The organism is Nonomuraea guangzhouensis (assembly GCF_019396345.1).
In the GTDB taxonomy this organism is placed as follows: domain Bacteria; phylum Actinomycetota; class Actinomycetes; order Streptosporangiales; family Streptosporangiaceae; genus Nonomuraea; species Nonomuraea guangzhouensis.
Genome location: NZ_JAHKRM010000002.1, coordinates 184449 through 199557, shown reverse-complemented (window position 1 = coordinate 199557; position 15109 = coordinate 184449). Strand labels below are relative to the sequence as shown.

General features: G+C 69.7%; 15 protein-coding genes. 3 read left to right on the top strand and 12 right to left on the bottom strand.

Annotated features, from left to right (window positions below; genetic code table 11):
* Nucleotides 1–19: 19 nt before the first annotated feature.
* The 10 genes from KME78_RS03895 to KME78_RS03850 form a co-directional block, all read right to left on the bottom strand.
* Entirely contained in the window at nt 20–1033 is a 1014-nt protein-coding gene (locus tag KME78_RS03895) for an NAD-dependent epimerase/dehydratase family protein (protein WP_219527348.1), read from the bottom strand.
* A complete protein-coding gene (locus KME78_RS03890) occupies nt 1030–2265 on the bottom strand; it encodes a hypothetical protein (RefSeq protein WP_219527347.1) in 1236 nt (411 codons plus the stop codon). The genes KME78_RS03895 and KME78_RS03890 overlap by 4 nt, the downstream gene beginning before the upstream one ends.
* Nucleotides 2262–3539, bottom strand: a complete 1278-nt coding sequence (locus tag KME78_RS03885; RefSeq protein WP_219527346.1) for a phenylacetate--CoA ligase family protein — start codon at nt 3537–3539, stop codon at nt 2262–2264. Before KME78_RS03885 ends, KME78_RS03890 begins: the two co-directional genes overlap by 4 nt.
* Before the next feature lie 2 nt (nt 3540–3541).
* Nucleotides 3542–4234 (bottom strand): hypothetical protein, encoded by a 693-nt coding sequence (locus tag KME78_RS03880; RefSeq protein WP_219527345.1) that lies wholly within the window; start codon nt 4232–4234, stop codon nt 3542–3544.
* Nucleotides 4231–5439 carry an ATP-grasp domain-containing protein gene (locus tag KME78_RS03875; protein ID WP_219527344.1) on the bottom strand — a complete coding sequence of 403 codons (1209 nt, stop codon included), beginning with the start codon at nt 5437–5439 and terminating at the stop codon, nt 4231–4233. Before KME78_RS03875 ends, KME78_RS03880 begins: the two co-directional genes overlap by 4 nt.
* Complete coding sequence (locus KME78_RS03870; RefSeq protein WP_246650382.1) at nt 5436–6467, bottom strand: glycosyltransferase family 2 protein; 1032 nt, start codon at nt 6465–6467, stop codon at nt 5436–5438. The genes KME78_RS03875 and KME78_RS03870 overlap by 4 nt, the downstream gene beginning before the upstream one ends.
* Nucleotides 6460–7614, bottom strand: a complete 1155-nt coding sequence (locus KME78_RS03865) for a phenylacetate--CoA ligase family protein (RefSeq protein ID WP_219527343.1) — start codon at nt 7612–7614, stop codon at nt 6460–6462. The genes KME78_RS03870 and KME78_RS03865 overlap by 8 nt, the downstream gene beginning before the upstream one ends.
* Nucleotides 7615–7807: 193 nt before the next feature.
* Complete coding sequence (locus KME78_RS03860; protein WP_219527342.1) at nt 7808–8170, bottom strand: YybH family protein; 363 nt, start codon at nt 8168–8170, stop codon at nt 7808–7810.
* Nucleotides 8171–9166, bottom strand: coding sequence for a UDP-glucuronic acid decarboxylase family protein (locus tag KME78_RS03855; protein ID WP_219527341.1), 996 nt, complete (start codon nt 9164–9166; stop codon nt 8171–8173).
* A 391-nt stretch (nt 9167–9557) separates the two neighbouring features.
* The gene (locus KME78_RS03850; protein ID WP_219527340.1) at nt 9558–9929 is read right to left on the bottom strand and encodes a hypothetical protein; all 372 of its coding nucleotides are present in this window, start codon (nt 9927–9929) and stop codon (nt 9558–9560) included.
* A gap of 168 nt (nt 9930–10097) precedes the next feature.
* Here KME78_RS03850 and KME78_RS03845 point away from each other — a divergent pair, with 168 nt between their 5' ends.
* Genes KME78_RS03845 through KME78_RS03835 form a run of 3 tightly spaced genes read left to right on the top strand, consistent with a single transcriptional unit; the run spans nt 10098 to nt 12206 of the window.
* Nucleotides 10098–10589 (top strand): SigE family RNA polymerase sigma factor, encoded by a 492-nt coding sequence (locus tag KME78_RS03845; RefSeq protein ID WP_219527339.1) that lies wholly within the window; start codon nt 10098–10100, stop codon nt 10587–10589.
* Nucleotides 10582–11751, top strand: coding sequence for a hypothetical protein (locus tag KME78_RS03840; RefSeq protein WP_219527338.1), 1170 nt, complete (start codon nt 10582–10584; stop codon nt 11749–11751). The genes KME78_RS03845 and KME78_RS03840 overlap by 8 nt, the downstream gene beginning before the upstream one ends.
* Nucleotides 11748–12206 (top strand): hypothetical protein, encoded by a 459-nt coding sequence (locus KME78_RS03835; RefSeq protein ID WP_219527337.1) that lies wholly within the window; start codon nt 11748–11750, stop codon nt 12204–12206. The genes KME78_RS03840 and KME78_RS03835 overlap by 4 nt, the downstream gene beginning before the upstream one ends.
* Nucleotides 12207–12308: 102 nt before the next feature.
* On the opposite strand, the gene kstD is transcribed toward KME78_RS03835, so the two are convergent.
* Nucleotides 12309–14093 carry a 3-oxosteroid 1-dehydrogenase gene (gene kstD, locus KME78_RS03830; RefSeq protein ID WP_219527336.1) on the bottom strand — a complete coding sequence of 595 codons (1785 nt, stop codon included), beginning with the start codon at nt 14091–14093 and terminating at the stop codon, nt 12309–12311.
* 191 nt (nt 14094–14284) lie between these two features.
* Nucleotides 14285–15106: a class I SAM-dependent methyltransferase gene (locus KME78_RS03825; protein ID WP_219527335.1), complete on the bottom strand. Its 822-nt coding sequence runs from the start codon at nt 15104–15106 to the stop codon at nt 14285–14287.
* Nucleotides 15107–15109: the final 3 nt, after the last annotated feature.

Sequence of the window (15109 nt, the reverse complement as noted above, 5' to 3'; positions counted from 1 at the left end):
GTCCCGCCAGTAGAACCGGTCAGGGGACGATGAGTGCCTGCCAGGACGGTGGCATGTTGCGGGCCACCTCGATCCCCGAGAACACCGACGGCTCCTGCGGACCGTGCTTCTTCGCCCAGGCGGCCATCTGCGCCAGCCCGTCGGCCAGCGACACCGAGCCGGTGCCGACGCCGAGCAGTTCGCGGGCCTTGTCATGGGAGGAGTAGGCGTGCACCACCTCGTGACGGGCGGGCAGATGCCGGACGCGAAGCGGCGCGTCCATGGCCGCGGCCACCGCGCCGGCCAGTTCGTTGACCGTGTACGGCCGGTCGCCGCCGATGTTGAACGTCTCCCCGTAGGCGCGCGGGTTGCCGATGGACCGGGCGATCGGCAGCGCGACGTCGTCGATGTGGCTGAAGGCCCTGGTCTGCTCGCCGTCCCCGAAGATCGTGCACTCCTCGCCGCGCAGGATCTGGTTCATGAAGATGCCGATGACGTTGCGGTAGCGGTCGCCGATATTCTGCCGCTCGCCGTACACGTTGTGCGGGCGGAAGATGACGTACGGCAGGCCGAACATCTCGTGCGTGACCTTCAACTCCTGCTCGACCGCGTACTTGGCGATGCCGTACGGGTCCACGGGCGCGGGCACCAGGTCTTCCGTCATCGGCGGCTCGGCGTGGCCGTACACGGCGATGGAGGAGGTGAAGACGAAGCACCGGACGGTCCCGGTGTTGACCGCCGCGTTGATGAGGTTGACGCTGCCGATCACGTTGTTGGTGTAGTTGTAACGCTTGATGAAATGGCTCAGTCCCTCGGCGGCGTACGCGGCCAGATGGAAGACGTAGTCGAACTTCCACTCCGCGAACAACGCGTCCACCACCTCGGGGTCGCAGACGCTGCCCTGGTGGAACAGGGCGCCGTCCGGCACGTTGGCCGGGTCGCCGCCGGACAGGTCGTCGAGCACCACCACGCGATGGCCGGCCCGGAGCAGGTCGGCCGCCACGTGCGAGCCGATGAAGCCCGCGCCGCCGGTGACCAGCGAGGTATGGGTCATGACAGAGACTCCTTCGGAACAGGGTGAGGGGAGAGCGTGCGCCGCGGCCGGAGCCAGCGCAGGAGGACCGCCGCGTGGACGAGCGCGCCGGCGGCCAGCACGCCCACCGCGCCGAGCGCCCCGGCCCAGGGCACGACGACGGCGGCCAGCGCCACCACCGCCAGCAGCGACACCACCGCACCCACCGCGGTGACGCGCAGCGCCAGGGGAGTGGCGTTCTCCATCACGTAGCTGACGCTGCCCACCGCGAAGATGACCGGCACGCAGGCCACGTACAGGATGACGACGCCCAGACCGCCGAGCGGGCGCAGCAGGAGCGGCGCCGCACAGGAGACGGCCGCCACGTAAGGGGTGCCGGCGAGCAGCAGCAGGCGCAGCCAGCGGGACAGCCGGTCGTAGGCCGCGCTCAGGTCACGCTGGTTCAGCGCCTGGGAGACGCCGGGCTGCAGGACGCGCAGCAGGTAGCCGAACGCGTTGAGCAGCGTCCCCGAGGCGATGGAGGCCATGTAGAGCCCGGTGCTCTCCGCCTGCGCGCCGGCCACCGAGAGGGTCACGAACAGCAGGCTCATCGACACCCCCGCGACCACGTCGGGGATCGCCATCAGCAGGGACGTCCCGACCGCGACGCGTACGAGGACCCGGCGCCGCAGCCCGGCGAAGCCCGGCCGCAGCCCGGCCAGCAGCACCACGTTGAGCACGGTCACGTTCGTCAGGCACAGGGCCAGGAACACCACGGGGGAGGCGTGGCCGGTCGCCGCCGCGCCGGTCCAGCAGGCCAGTCCCGTGGCCAGGGTGAGATGGTTGGCCACGTCCCGGCCCGGCTTGCCGATGGCCCGGCTCAGGCCGACCAGCACCTGGTTGCCGCCGATGCTGATCGCGTACAGGCCGGCCAGCCCGGCCAGCACCCACGGGCCGTTGTGCCCGAAGAGCAGCACGCCCGCCAGGACCACGACCGCGACCGCCAGCAGCAGCCCGGCCAGCGCCACGAAGACGCCGACCAGCAGGCCGACGGTGTGCCGTGCCCGTGGGATCAGCTTCAGCGCGCACTTCTCGATCCCGATCGAGGCCAGCGGCGTGAGGAACGCGGCGCCGCCCATCGCCTGGGCGTAGCCGGCGTAGTCTCCGGAGCTCCAGAACGCCAGCAGCACGACATTGGCCAGCAGCAGCGTCCCCCGGAAGGCGGCCCGCCCGCCGAGCAGCACCATGAGCTGCCTCGGTGCCGCGAGTCTCATGCGGGCGGCGTGCCGTAGTCGGAGGTGACGAATCTCCCCTTGCCGCCGGCGGTGATCTGAACGGACTCGGCGGGCACCACCTCCAGCGGGAACTCGCCGCCGGCCAGGCCGAAGAGCTTGTCCCGCACGGTCGCCAGCACCTGGCCCGCCTCGCCGGCGTCGGGCACGACGTGCACCCGCACCAGGCCCGCCGTGTCCTGGTGCACGAAGCATTCGCTGATGCCCGGATGGGTGGCGGCCAGGTGGAGGAAGGCGTCGGGGTAGAGCCGCTCGCCCGACGGGAGCGTGACGTAGTCGTTGCTGCGCCCCGTGGTGAGCCGCAGGGTGCGGAAGCGGCGGCCGCAACGGCAGCGGCCGGGCTCGATGAGGCCGATGTCGCCCAGGCTGTAGCGCAGCAGCGGCATGGCCCGTTCCATGAACGCGGTGACGACCACCTGCCCGGCCTCGCCGTCCGGGACCGGGTCGCCCGCCGCGTCGACGATCTCGCAGTAGACGCGGTCCTCGCCCAGGTGCGCGCGGCCGTACCGGCAGTCGTAGGAGACGTTGAGCACCTCGAAGGCCGAGTACTCGTCGAAGACCGGAGCGCCGAACCGCTCGGCGAACATCGCCCGGTGCTCCGGCAGCAGCAGCTCCGACTCGGTCAGCACGATGCGCAGCGTCCGCCGCAGCCGCGCGAGCTCGTCCGGAGTGAGCTCGCGCAGCAGGGCCCGCAGGTGTACGGGGTAGCCGATCAGCACCTTGGGCCGGTTGGCCAGCAGGTCCGCCTTGATCTCGCGCATCGGCCGGTGGGAGAGGATCACGTGCCGCCGGAACAGCCCGAACCGCTCGAACATCCTGGCCGGCGGCGCGAACGGCCGGATGTGGCTGAGCCGGTCGGTCGGCAGGTAGCGGCCCGTCGCCAGGAACCGGCGCACGCAGGCGGCCATGTGGTAGTCGTGGCTGTCGCGGTCGTGCAGGATCCGCACCCGGCGGCCGGTGCTGCCGCTCGTCCGGAAGGAATGGCACCGCTCCTGGTCGACGCCGTCGGCGAGCAGCCGCTCCAGCGGCTGCTCACGCAGCACCTGCTTGTCCAGCACCGGCAGCTCGGCCAGCTCCGCGAGGTCGCGGAGGGGGCCGCGGGCGTAGCGCGGGTCGTCGCGGTAGTACGGCACCCGCGTACGGGCCAGCTCCAGCATCCGGTTGACCCCGCGAAGCTGGCGACGGCGCAGCCCCGCGGCGCTGCCGTACTGCCGCGCGATGCTGAGCGGGACGTAGCCCGCCTCGCGGATGATCATCGCTACACGCTCTCCGAGCGCGCCTGGAGCGCCTTCGGCGTGAACTTGCGGCCCAGCGACTCCCACCAGCGCTGCGGGCTGAGGAAGATGACGAGCGCCAGCACCACGTGCACGGCGATGAAGGCGTACGCCTCGTACTTGCTCGGCGCGTGACCGATGAACACGCTCATGTGCGTGGCCCAGTCCCAGACCTCGGGGATGGTGACGAAGGCGGGGTCGACGTGGTTGTTGACCGTGAGGAACGCCAGGTCCTCCAGGCCCGACAGCATCAGCAGCAGCATGCCGTAGCCGAGCCTGCGTACCGTCCCCGCCGAGCCGCCGCCCAGCCGGAACGCCATGGCCAGGGAGACGATGATCAACGGGGTCAGGGTGAGGACGTGGTAGTAGAGGTCGTAGTACGCCTCACGGGTCCCGGCCACCTCGGAGCCGAAGAAGAAGATCTTGGGCACGAAGTAGAGGAAGTACAGCAGGAACGCCGCCGGGATCACCAGCACCGGCAGCCGGAGCCGCCTGGCCCACTCCACGTCCAGCCGGGATATCGCCTCGGTGGCGAAGACGAAGGGCAGCAGCTTCACCAGGAAGATCCACAGCGACTTCACCTGGCGGTCGTGCGGCAGCCCGAACCAGACGAACGCCGCGGCGATCACCGCCAGCGCCAGGAAGATCAGGAAGCCGACGTGCTTGCGGGGGATCATTCTGAACCTCTCGTATCAGGCTCGATCACGAACCGGAGGGTGCGCAGCGCTTCATCCAGCGCGGATTCCAGCTGCTCGCGCGTGTCGGCCACCATGACCAGGTAGCCGAGCTTGTTGCCTGCCTGCGTGTAGGCGCGTACGTGTTCGCCCACGGTCTTGAACACCTGGACGTCGACGACCTCGGGCATCCGCCGGAGCTCGTCGAGGCCCTCGATCGCGGTGAGCACGCCGTCGACGTCGGCGGCCAGGATCCGCAGCACGGCCGTCCTGCGGCGGGAGACGCTGATGCGCAGCGGCTCGCCCAGGGCCAGCCGGATGGCCGCCTCGACGGTGTTCAGCCCGAACGCGTGCTGGACCATCAGTGGCATGCCGTTGCCGCCCAGCCTGGCGCCCATCTCGATGAAGCAGATGTCGCCGCCGGGCGTGAGCACGAAGTCGAAGTTCACCGGCCCCTGCCGGTGGCCGACCGCCGCGCAGATCGCGCTGACCGCGTCGCTCAGCCGCGCGTGGACGTCGTCGTCGAGGTCGGCCGGGACGATGTGGGACAGGCTGATCATCGCCGGCGGCCCGGTGATGACGCGGTCGGTGACCGCCATGAAGGCCAGTTCGCCGTCGGCGAAGAAGGACTCCACGGCGCAGTGCCGCCCGGCCACCAGCTCTTCGACGATCACCTGCCGGGAGAAGGAGTACTTCCAGGCGTGCTCGATGGCGCCCACCAGCCCGGCGGGGCCGTCGAGCACGGTGATGCCCTTGCTGCCCGAGGAGTCGGCCGGCTTGACGATCAGCGGATAGCCCAGCCGGGCCGCCGCCTCGGTGAGCTCGTCGATGCTGTCGTGCTGGGCGTGGCGGTAGGTGGGCAGGCCGAGCCGGCCGACCACGTCACGGAAGAACCCCTTGTCCACCGAGCAGCGCAGCGCGTCCGGGGCGGGCTGGTGGGCGGTGCGGTAGAAGCGGCTCAGCTCGGCGACCGCCTCCTGGGCCGCGTCGCTGGCCGGCGAGATGACGGCCGCCACGTCGATCGGGCCGAGAGCCTGGGCGATCCCCTCCGGATCCCGGCTGGTCATGCAGAGGAAGTGATCCGCCTCCGCGGCACCGAGGGCGTCCGGTCGCTGGTCCACGCCGATCACCCGGTAGCCGAGCCGGCGGCCCTCGCGGTAGGCGGGAATCTGGTCCTCGCCGCCGCCGAGCACGATGAGGTTCCTCATGAGGCGTTCTCCCATACCTCGGTGCCGACATAGGGGGTCTCGTAGCCGTACAGGGCCTCGTCCGCCCGGATCGGGATGTTGGCCTCCCTGATCTGGTAGCGGGGCACGCCGATCGCCTGTACGCGCATCATCCGTACGAGATAGCGGGCGACCACCGCGAGCGTGACGAGCGTGATCAGGCCGGTGACCAGGCTGGCCTCCGCCAGCTCGGTCGGGCCGAACCGGCCGGCCAGGGCCAGCGCCAGGACCGTCACCCCGGCCACCACCACGACGGCGGCCAGCGCGCTCAGCCACACCAGCGGCCGGAAGGAGAACCCGACGAAGAGCTCGACGGCATGGGAGACCAGCTTGCGCAGGTTCCACTTGCCCTGGCCGTCGACGCGCGGGCGGTGCGAGGTGGGCAGCGTGGTGTAGCGGGCGCCGAGGAGAGGCGCGGTGGCGATGAAGTACGGCGTGGTCAGCCGGCTGTCCACCACCTTGCGCGCCACGCTGGTCTTGACGATACGGAACACCGACGCGCCGGGCGGCAGCTCGATGCCCAGCCAGCGGCGGGCGATCAGCTGGTGGCCGCTCGTGCCCAGCCGCCGGTACCAGGGGTCCTGCCGGTTCTCCCGGACCGCGAACACCACGTCGTAGCCTTCGAGCGCCTTGTCCACCAGGCGGTGCATCTCTTCCGGCGGGGACTGGAGATCGGCGTCGAACTGCACGGTCCACGGCTTCGAGGCGTACTTGAAGCCGGCGGAGAACGCCGCCTCCAGCCCGAAGTTGCGGGCGAAGGAGAGGTACTTCACCCGGGGATCCGCGGCGGCGAAGCCCTTGATCGCCTCAAGGGTGCCGTCCGTGCTCCCGTCGTCGACGAAGAGCAGCTCGACGTCGTCGTAGGCGGCCAGCTCGGACCGGATCTCCTGGTACGCCCGCTCGACGCAGGCGATCTCGTTGTAGCACGGGATCATGGCGGTGATACCCAGCCGTGGCCGCTCCGCCGGTTTCGTGATCGGTGGCTTCTCCCGCAGAGAGGAATCAGACATCCGCCGCGGCCCCTTTCTCCATCGGCTTGTCCGGCGGACCCCCGGCGAGATCGAGCACCTTGACGAGCTTGATCTTGCCGTTGGCCTCCGGGACGATCTCCTGGACCGGCAGGACGGTGACCTCGAGGTCGGGCACCGCCCGCAGGACCGCGTCCCGGATGTCGGCCGTCACCGCGGGACGGGCGTCGTGGGCCAGCACCACCCGCACCTCCAGGGAGCCCGGCCGGTCCTGGACCAGCTGCATCCGGCTCACCTCGGGGAAGCTCTGCACGGGGAAGGTGATGAAGTCGCCGTAGTAGCGCCTGCCGTCGGTGCCGGCGATCCGGTCCTGGCTGCGGCCGATCACCTCCCGCACGATCGGCGTCCGCGCCACCCCGCAGGGGCAGTCGTTCGGACCGATCCGGACCCGGTCGCCGAGCCGGTAGCGGATCAACGGCATCGCCTCGCTGTGCAGGCGGGTGATGAGGATGTCACCCTCGCCGTCCTCCACCGAGACGGTCCCGTCCTCGTGCTCGACCTCCACCACCAGGTCGGCCGTCCGCAGGTGCATCGCCCCTCGCGGGCAGGTACGGGCGATGGTGAAGACCTCGACGGAGGCGTACACCTCCCGGTGGGCCGCGCCGAAGTAGTCGAGGATGTGCGCCCGCGCGGTCGGCGACAGCCGTTCGCCGCCGAACAGCACGGTCCGGACGCCTCGGTGCTCGATGCCGCGCCGCCGTAGCTCGTCGACGACGCTCCGGATGACGTTGGGGAATCCGATCAGGAAGGTCGGCCGGGCCGCCAGGAACGCCGCCACCTGCTCGTCCAGCGAGCGGCCCGTCGGTATGTGGAAGTTCCGCAGGACGCCGAACCGCTCCAGCGGATGGCGCAGGAACGGGTTGACCCGGAAATAGGCGATCCGGTCGGTGGGGCGCAGCCGGTTGGACAGCATGTCCTGGAGGTAGGTCGCGCGCAGGTAGCCGAGATCCCGTTCCGAGTTGCGGATCGTGATCGGGATGCCGGAGGAGCCGCTGGTGGTGGCCGCGCGGGTGTTCTCGGCGGTGAAGCCGGTCGCGAGCAGTTCGTCGCCGGCCTCGCCGTGCAGGTCCATGCGGTCCAGTGCGGGGAAGCCGGCCAGGTCACGGGCGCTCCGTAATCGCTCGACCATGGCCGGGTCGAGGAGCCGCCGGTAGTGGGGGACGTTCTCGTAGGCGTGGCGTACCAGGGTGCGTAACAGCCCCGCCTGGAGGTCCAGTTGCTCGGCGTGGCCGAGGCGCTCCCGCCGCCGGATCCGGGCCAGATGGTAGGCGACCGGCGCGAGATTGATCGTGGATCGAAGCCTGCTCAGGGGGCCACCTCGCTCAGCTGAAGGTGTTCTGGTCGTGCACGAGCAGCCACCGTCCGTCGATTCGGGCGAAGTACAGCGTGAGGTAATAGGACTTCTCGTACGGCCGGCCTTCGGGATCCAGATCGGCGTACGCGACGGACAGCACCACGAATGCTGATTCGCCGAAGGTCTCCGTCCGGATGACCTCCGTCTTGAGCGACCAATCCGGGTCGCCGAACCAGGCGGTGTGGAACTCGCCGATCGCGTCTATTCCGGTCAGCAGTTTTCCGTTGGGCAGAATGACCGTGGCGTCCGGGTGGACGGTGGCCAGAAATCCGTCCAGGTCACGCGTTTCTATCGCGCGCAAATGCGCGGCGAGCGCTGGTGAGAATTCCATCTAGGTCCCCGCGGTGGTGAGGTCGACGTGGGCCGTGGCTTCTTCGGCGCGCCACGATGGCTGGTGCCGGCGGAACCAGGCGATGGTGCGCAGCAGCCCCTCCTCGATCGGCGTCCGCGGCTCCCAGCCCAGCCGGGTTCTGGCCAGCGTGATGTCGGGGCGGCGCACGGTCGGGTCGTCCTGGGGGCGCGGCGTGAACTCGATCTCCGACGTGGAGCCGGTGAGCTCTCTGATCCACTCGGCCAGCGCGAGCACGGACAGCTCGTGCGGGTTGCCGATGTTGACCGGGCCGTCCAGGTCCGAGTTGCACAGCCGGACGATCCCCTCGATCAGGTCGTCCACGTAGCAGATGGACCTGGTCTGGCTGCCGTCACCGGCGACCGTGATCGGCTCGCCGAGCAGTGCCTGGCGGACGAACGTGGGGATCGCCCGCCCGTCGAACGGCCGCATCCGGGGCCCGAACGTGTTGAAGATCCGCAGGATCGCCGTGTCGACGCCGTGGGCACGGCGGTAGGCCATGGTCGTGGCCTCGGCGAACCGCTTGGCCTCGTCATAGACGCCACGTGGTCCCACCGGGTTGACGTTGCCCCAGTAGGTCTCCGGCTGCGGGTGGACCAGCGGGTCGCCGTACGTCTCCGAGGTCGAGGCGAGCACGAACCGCGCGCCCTTCTCCTTGGCCAGCTCGAGCGCGTTGAACGTGCCGTTGGAGCCGACGCGCAGCGTGTCGATCGGTAATCGCAGGTAGTCCGTCGGCGAGGCGGGGGAGGCGAAGTGCAGGACGGCGTCCAGGTCGCCGGGGATGACGAGGTGGAGCGAGACGTCGGCGCGGACCAGCCGGAAGCGTTCCTCGGCCATGAGGTGCTCGACGTTGGCCAGCGATCCGGTGAGAAAGTTGTCCACGCAGACGACCTGATGACCTTCGGCCAGAAACCGTTCACAGAGATGCGACCCGAGAAATCCGGCGCCACCGGTAATGGCCACGGTCGGCCGGCTCATAAGTGCGGCTCAGGAATGTGCCCGGTCAGGGCGCCCGAACAAGACAAGGTGGATCCTCCTGCTTTACTTACGCAACGGAACGCCGATCGCCTTTGCTTTTGGCAATGCGTCGGCCGAGCCGCATAAGATGTTTAAGTCCCCCGCCTTTTCGATTTCGGGGCGATGCTATGTCCGGCTGCTCGCCAGCGTCAAGGCACCCTTTCGTATGCCTCCATTCGGTGACCGCTCGCCTGCGTTGCGAATAATCGGGCGTCCCGATCGGCCGTGGCGGGCCCATGAGGCGCCCGCCACCGCCACCAGAGCAGCCTGCCGTTGAGCAACCTGGGTTCCAGTGGATCTTCACTGGGAACGATCTACGTTGGCACCCGAGGCTGTCAACCGGCGCGGCGGGTCACCGGCTGATGCTGGGCGTCTCCCAGGTCGCTCCGGTCCGCATGTCGATCAGCTTCAGGAAGCAGCTGCCCTGGGAGCCCACCGCGAAGGTGTAGGTCCGGGTCTCGCCGGCCGAGATGTAGAACGAGCCCTCGTCGCCGAACCAGCGCCCGTTGGCGCAGACGAGATTGAAGTCGACATGCGCCGTGCTGCCGGAGGTCTTCTGGTAGGAGGCGTCATATCCGCGCGGATCCACATTGACGCACAAATAACCCGCGCCCGTCGACGTGCACTGGGACCTGGCCTCGGCGGGGGTGCCGAAGGCCAGCATGCCGCCGGCCACGACCAGCGAGGAAAGGGCGGCCGTAAAGGCTTGACGAGTGAGTGTCATTGTTCTCTCCTGTCTCTTGTTTCGATGGTCAGGAATTTATCAGCTCCAGGAAAACCAGCCGGGCGAAAGGACGTCTTTTTAATATTGAGCCGCATTTGAGCTTCATGGTGAATTGCGGCACTCGTGGGCGGACGCAACCTTCTGCCCTCCTCATGTGTCCTTGTAGGGGTGGAGGATCCGTTCGCATCATTCGTGGCCGCGCGGCTGGCGGCGCTCTACCGCTACGCCATGGTCCTGACCGGCGACCGGCATGACGCCGAGGACCTGGTGCAGGAGGCGCTGACCAGGACGGGGGTGCACTGGCGCAGGGTCGTCCGCAAGGACGATCCGGAGGGTTACGTCCGCACCGCGATGCTGCGCATCATGGCCAACCGCTGGCGGCGTCCCCGGCGGGAGGTCACGGTGGCCGACCCACCCGAGCCCGCCGTGGAGGACAGCGGGCTGGAAGGTCTGCTCGCCGACGCGAGCCTCAGGGCGCGGCTCGCCGAGTTGCCCCCGCGGATGCGCGCGGTCCTCGTGCTGCGCTACGTCGAGGAGCGCAGTGAGAAGGAGATCGCCCGGCTGCTGGGCTGCAGCACGGGCACCGTCAAGAGCCAGGCGTCACGGGCGCTCGCCAGGCTGCGTACCACTCTCGACAACCAGGAGGTCGATCATGGATGACGTGGAGTCGCGGCTCGGCGCCGTGCTGGGCGACCCCGGCCGGACGGTTCCGCCCGCGGGCCTGGCCGACCGCGTCCACCGAGGCGTCGCGGTCAGGCGGAGGCGGCGGCGGGCGCTGGCGTTCGCGGCGGCGGCCTGCGCGGTGGCGCTGGCGGTGGCCGTACCGGTGGCGTGGCGGCAGGTCGGTGGAGAGGGCCAGACGGTCGCCAACTCCGTCAACGGGCTCGGCGACCTGGTCGACCTCCCTGGTTCGGCTGCCCTGCCGGCGAAGACCACGGAGGGCACCGACTTCTTTCCCGAGTCGCTCGGCGAGGACGGGACCGTCCTGGGCAGGTCGCGGAAGAAGCTGTGGGAGTGGGGGCCGGAAGGCGGCCCACTGCGCCCGCTGGGTGCGGCCTCGGGCGCGGAACCGGCCACCGGACCGGGTTTCCGCGCATGGCCGGGGACCAACATGATCGCCCCCCTCTACTGCCGGGACCGGAACGGCACCACACCGGTCATGCAGGAGAACATGGTCGGGACTCCGCTGTGGGTCAGTGGAGAGACGATCGTCGGCAGCGACACCACGCTGCGGCCGTGGGCGGCGAAGGGCTGCACCAAGGCGGCCCCGGTGCCCGGCGCTTCCGGAGAAGCCGTCGCGTTCTCCTATCCCGACCTGTTCGTGGTCGACCCCTACAAGGCCAACGGCCTGCACCAGGTGGACGTCGAGTCGGGGGCCCCGGTCGCCGAGCGCCCGCTGCCCGAGGGGGTGAACGTCCGGACCGATGCGGACCGGTACCAGCTCTGGCTGGGCGCGGCCAACCGCGACACGTTCGCCTGGGTCGTGGACGGCGTCCTCAGGACGGCGGACCGCGCCGACTGGCGGGTCACCGAGGGCCCGCACGTACCCCCGGCAGGGGAGATCAACGTGGGCGGAGGCATGCAATTGGCGGACGGAAGAACTTTCAACGCCAGCTATCCCCGTCTGTACGCGCGTCTCACGGCGGGTGACCGGCTCATCGCGTACAGCGGGCTCGTACTCGGTGAGGGGGCCGGCTGGCGGTCCCTGGTCTACGATCCGCGCAGCGGCCAGTCGTTCGCGTTCAAGGGCCTGGCGTACGCGGCGGGCGACTGGCTCCTGTGGAACGACGGCACCTCCTACCGCCTGGCCCGGGTCCGTTGATCAGCCGCGCCTGGGTGGTGAGCGTGCTGGTGGCGCTCCCCACGGCCGTCAACCTGATGGACGACGGGCTCACCTGGATCTGGACCGGATCCGTGCCGGGACCGCTGCTGCACGCGATCGCGCGGGCCGGGCTGCTGGACGCGTGGCTGTTGCTCGACCTCCTCGCCGCCGTGGGCGTGCTGGGCGGCGCCGCGGTCATGGCGGTGGCCGCCCGGCGCCCGGCGGTCGCCGCCGCACTGCTCGGCCTGGTCGCGGCGCTCAGCCTCGCCGCCGTGCCGGCCGGGCCGGTCTCGACGCTCTGGTACGGCCTCGCGTACGCGGCGGCCCTGCCGCTGTCGGTCAGGACGTTGAAGAGTAATTCCAGCGGCAACGTAGCGGTTAAGGGGCCGAGCCATTTCAGTGGGCGGCCGATGGTGGCCAGGATGAGTGCGGGGCTCGATATCAGACGAAAATAGCTGGCATATCGCGCATTGTGCCGGTATCCCGCGCATCACATGGTCTTTCTGAGGGCTGTGAGCGTGATTACCGGCACAATGAGGTGGAGTCAATAAGCGATGTTATGAGGCGGCGATGTCGTTCGCGGCCACGTAGCCGAAGGTCATGGCCGGGCCGATGGTCGAGCCGGCGCCGGCGTAGCTGTGCCCCATGACGGCGCCGCTGGCGTTGCCGGCCGCGTACAGGCCGGGGATGACCGAGCCGTCCACCCGGAGCACCCGCGCCCGCGCGTCCGTACGCATCCCGCCCTTGGTGCCCAGATCGCCGGGGACGATCTTGAACGCGTAGAAGGGCGGCAGCCACAGCGGCGCCAGGCAGGGGTTGGGCTTGACGAAGGGGTCGGCGTAGTAGCGGTCGTAGACGCTGTCGCCACGATGGAAGTCGGTGTCCTTGCCGGTTGTCGCGAACCCGTTGAACCGGGTGACGGTGGCGCGCAGCGCCGCCGCCGGGACACCGATCTTCTGCGCCAGCGCTTCCACCGTCGCGGCCTTGAAGGCGGCGCCGCTGGTGAACCAGGAGTCGGGCAGCGGCAGCAGCGGCGCGACGTCCTTGAACAGGTAGCGGTTGCGGTAGTTCTGGTCGACGATCAGCCAGGCGGGGATGTGCGGATTCGCCGCCGTGTTGCGGTCGTACATGACGTGGACCACGTCGCTGTAGGGCGCGCCCTCGTTGACGAAGCGCACGCCGTTGCCGTTGACCAGGATGCAGCCGGGCAGCGTACGTTCGGCCAGGCAGAAGTACGGCTGGTCGGGCAGCGGGATCGCGGGCCCCCACCAGGCGTCGTCCATCAGGTCCAGCGCGGCCCCGGCCCGTTCGCCCGCCTCGATGCCGTCGCCGGTGTTCTCCTTGGCGCCGACCGTCCAGCCGGTCCCGATGGGCTGCCGCTGGAACTCCGCGCGCATCGCCGCGCTGTGCTCGAACCCGCCCGAACCCACGATGACCCCGCGGCGGGCCTTGACCAGCGTCTCCACGCCGTTGCGTGTCACGACCACGCCGGTGACGCGGCCGCCTTCGACGCGCAGGTCGAGCAGCGGCGTGTTCAGCCAGACCGGCACGCCGGCCGCGAGCAGCCCGGCACGGAGCCCGGCCGCCAGGGACTGGCCCATGGTGAGCGGCTTCTCGCCGCGGAGCGCGGCCGCGGTGCCTCTGGCCAGGCACTCGGCGCTCACCGCCAGGCCCTTCGGGTTGACCGCGCTGAGGGTCAGCCACTTGTAGTCGGCGCTGAAGACGACCAGGCCGGCCGGGGTGGGGATGTACGAGGGGTTGAGATGGGCGAGTTCGGCGCCGAGGAGGTGCCCGTCCAACTGGTCGGGCTCGATGGAGCGGCCGTTCGGCATCCCGCCGGGGAAGTCGGGATAGTAGTCGGAGTAGCCCTCCATCCACCGGAACCGCAGCGGGCTGTTCCGTATCACGAACGAGATCATGGCCGGGCCGTTCGCCAGGAACGCCTGCTGCCGCGCGAGCGGCACCGTGTCGCCGACGACGCGGGCGAGGTAGGAGGCGGCCTTGGCCGGGGTGTCCGGGACTCCGGCGGCCAGGATCACCTCGTTGTTCGGTATCCAGATCCCGGCGCCGGACCGGGCCGCCGACCCGCCGAACGTCGGCGCCTTCTCGATCACCACCGTCTGGAGGCCGCGCTTGGCCGCGGTGAGCGCGGCGGTCATCCCGGCCGCGCCCGAACCGACGATCACCACGTCATATTCGACGTCGGCGTACGCGGGTGCGCGGCCCAGTGCCGCTTCGGTCATGAGGACTCCGCCGGCGATGGCGGCGCCGCGCAGCAGGGTGCGGCGGCTGGGTCCGTCTGTGGTTGTCGCGGGGGCCGAGGCGGGCGTCGAATCTGCCATGGTGGATCGATCCCTTCAACATGCGTGCGCTGCGGGCAGCGCAGTGGTCGGAGGAACAACCGCGGTGGCACCTCGCGCCGGGTGCGACGGCTACGGACGAGCTGGGGGTGTGGCGCCCGTCACAGCATGAAGCATGCGCTTGGTTGGTAACGCCTGTCAACAGCGATCATCCATCCCGCCGGGGCCGCTGGTCAGAAGCGGTAGCGGAGCAGGAAGCCGGAGTTTCGCCAGGCCGGCACCATGCTGACCAGAGCGCACAGCATCCGGTAGTACAGAGAGGCGTGTCTGATCAGGGCCGCTTCCACCACGCTCCGCTGGTCCACGTAGTGCAGGCGGTCGTCCAGGCGCTCGGCTTCCCGGGCGCTCTCGACGGTCCACCCGAAGGTGACGCCGTGCTGTGCGAAGATCGAATTCGGCTGGCTCTCGTAGCGCTTCTTGACCGACGCCGCGCCGATGTTGAAGACGAACTGGCCGGTCGGGAAGTGGTCCATGATGTTCCGGAAGACCTGCCGTACCTCGTCCTCGTCGAGGAACTGGTAGAGCCCGTCGGCCACCACGATCACCGGCCGGTCGCCGGGGATACGGGCGAGCCAGTCCCGGTCGACGACGGAGGCACCGATGGTGGTGTGCCCGGGACGTTCGGGATAGAGCTGGTCCATGATCTCGATGACGTCCGGGAAGTCCACGTCGTACCAGTGCTGACCTGGAGCGGGATCGACCCGGAAGACGCGGCTGTCGAAGCCGCAGCCGAGGTCCAGGACGATCGCGTCCGGGTTCTTGGCCAGGAACTCCCTGGTCCACTCGTCCATCACCCGCGATCTGACGCCGACGGCGTACTGGCCGAGGGCCATGGGCTTGAACGAGGAGAAGTCGAAGTCGAGGCGCCGGACGACGCGGTCCGCCCACGGGTCGCCGAGGATCGGGTGCGGGTCCTGGCTGTCCAGCCACCGCAGGTACAGCTCGACGAGGGCGGTGACACGTACGCCGGTGAAGTCGATGGGGATTGTTTTCATCTT

What these genes read in the sequence shown, in the direction of transcription:
- KME78_RS03895 (WP_219527348.1), bottom strand. Translation starts at nt 1,033, where the DNA reads ATGACCCATACCTCGCTGGTCACCGGCGGCGCGGGCTTCATCGGCTCG.
- KME78_RS03890 (WP_219527347.1), bottom strand. Translation starts at nt 2,265, where the DNA reads ATGAGACTCGCGGCACCGAGGCAGCTCATGGTGCTGCTCGGCGGGCGG.
- KME78_RS03885 (WP_219527346.1), bottom strand. Translation starts at nt 3,539, where the DNA reads ATGATCATCCGCGAGGCGGGCTACGTCCCGCTCAGCATCGCGCGGCAG.
- KME78_RS03880 (WP_219527345.1), bottom strand. Translation starts at nt 4,234, where the DNA reads ATGATCCCCCGCAAGCACGTCGGCTTCCTGATCTTCCTGGCGCTGGCG.
- KME78_RS03875 (WP_219527344.1), bottom strand. Translation starts at nt 5,439, where the DNA reads ATGAGGAACCTCATCGTGCTCGGCGGCGGCGAGGACCAGATTCCCGCC.
- KME78_RS03870 (WP_246650382.1), bottom strand. Translation starts at nt 6,467, where the DNA reads ATGTCTGATTCCTCTCTGCGGGAGAAGCCACCGATCACGAAACCGGCG.
- KME78_RS03865 (WP_219527343.1), bottom strand. Translation starts at nt 7,614, where the DNA reads ATGGTCGAGCGATTACGGAGCGCCCGTGACCTGGCCGGCTTCCCCGCA.
- KME78_RS03860 (WP_219527342.1), bottom strand. Translation starts at nt 8,170, where the DNA reads ATGGAATTCTCACCAGCGCTCGCCGCGCATTTGCGCGCGATAGAAACG.
- KME78_RS03855 (WP_219527341.1), bottom strand. Translation starts at nt 9,166, where the DNA reads ATGAGCCGGCCGACCGTGGCCATTACCGGTGGCGCCGGATTTCTCGGG.
- KME78_RS03850 (WP_219527340.1), bottom strand. Translation starts at nt 9,929, where the DNA reads ATGACACTCACTCGTCAAGCCTTTACGGCCGCCCTTTCCTCGCTGGTC.
- KME78_RS03840 (WP_219527338.1), top strand. Translation starts at nt 10,582, where the DNA reads ATGGATGACGTGGAGTCGCGGCTCGGCGCCGTGCTGGGCGACCCCGGC.
- kstD (WP_219527336.1), bottom strand. Translation starts at nt 14,093, where the DNA reads ATGGCAGATTCGACGCCCGCCTCGGCCCCCGCGACAACCACAGACGGA.
- KME78_RS03825 (WP_219527335.1), bottom strand. Translation starts at nt 15,106, where the DNA reads ATGAAAACAATCCCCATCGACTTCACCGGCGTACGTGTCACCGCCCTC.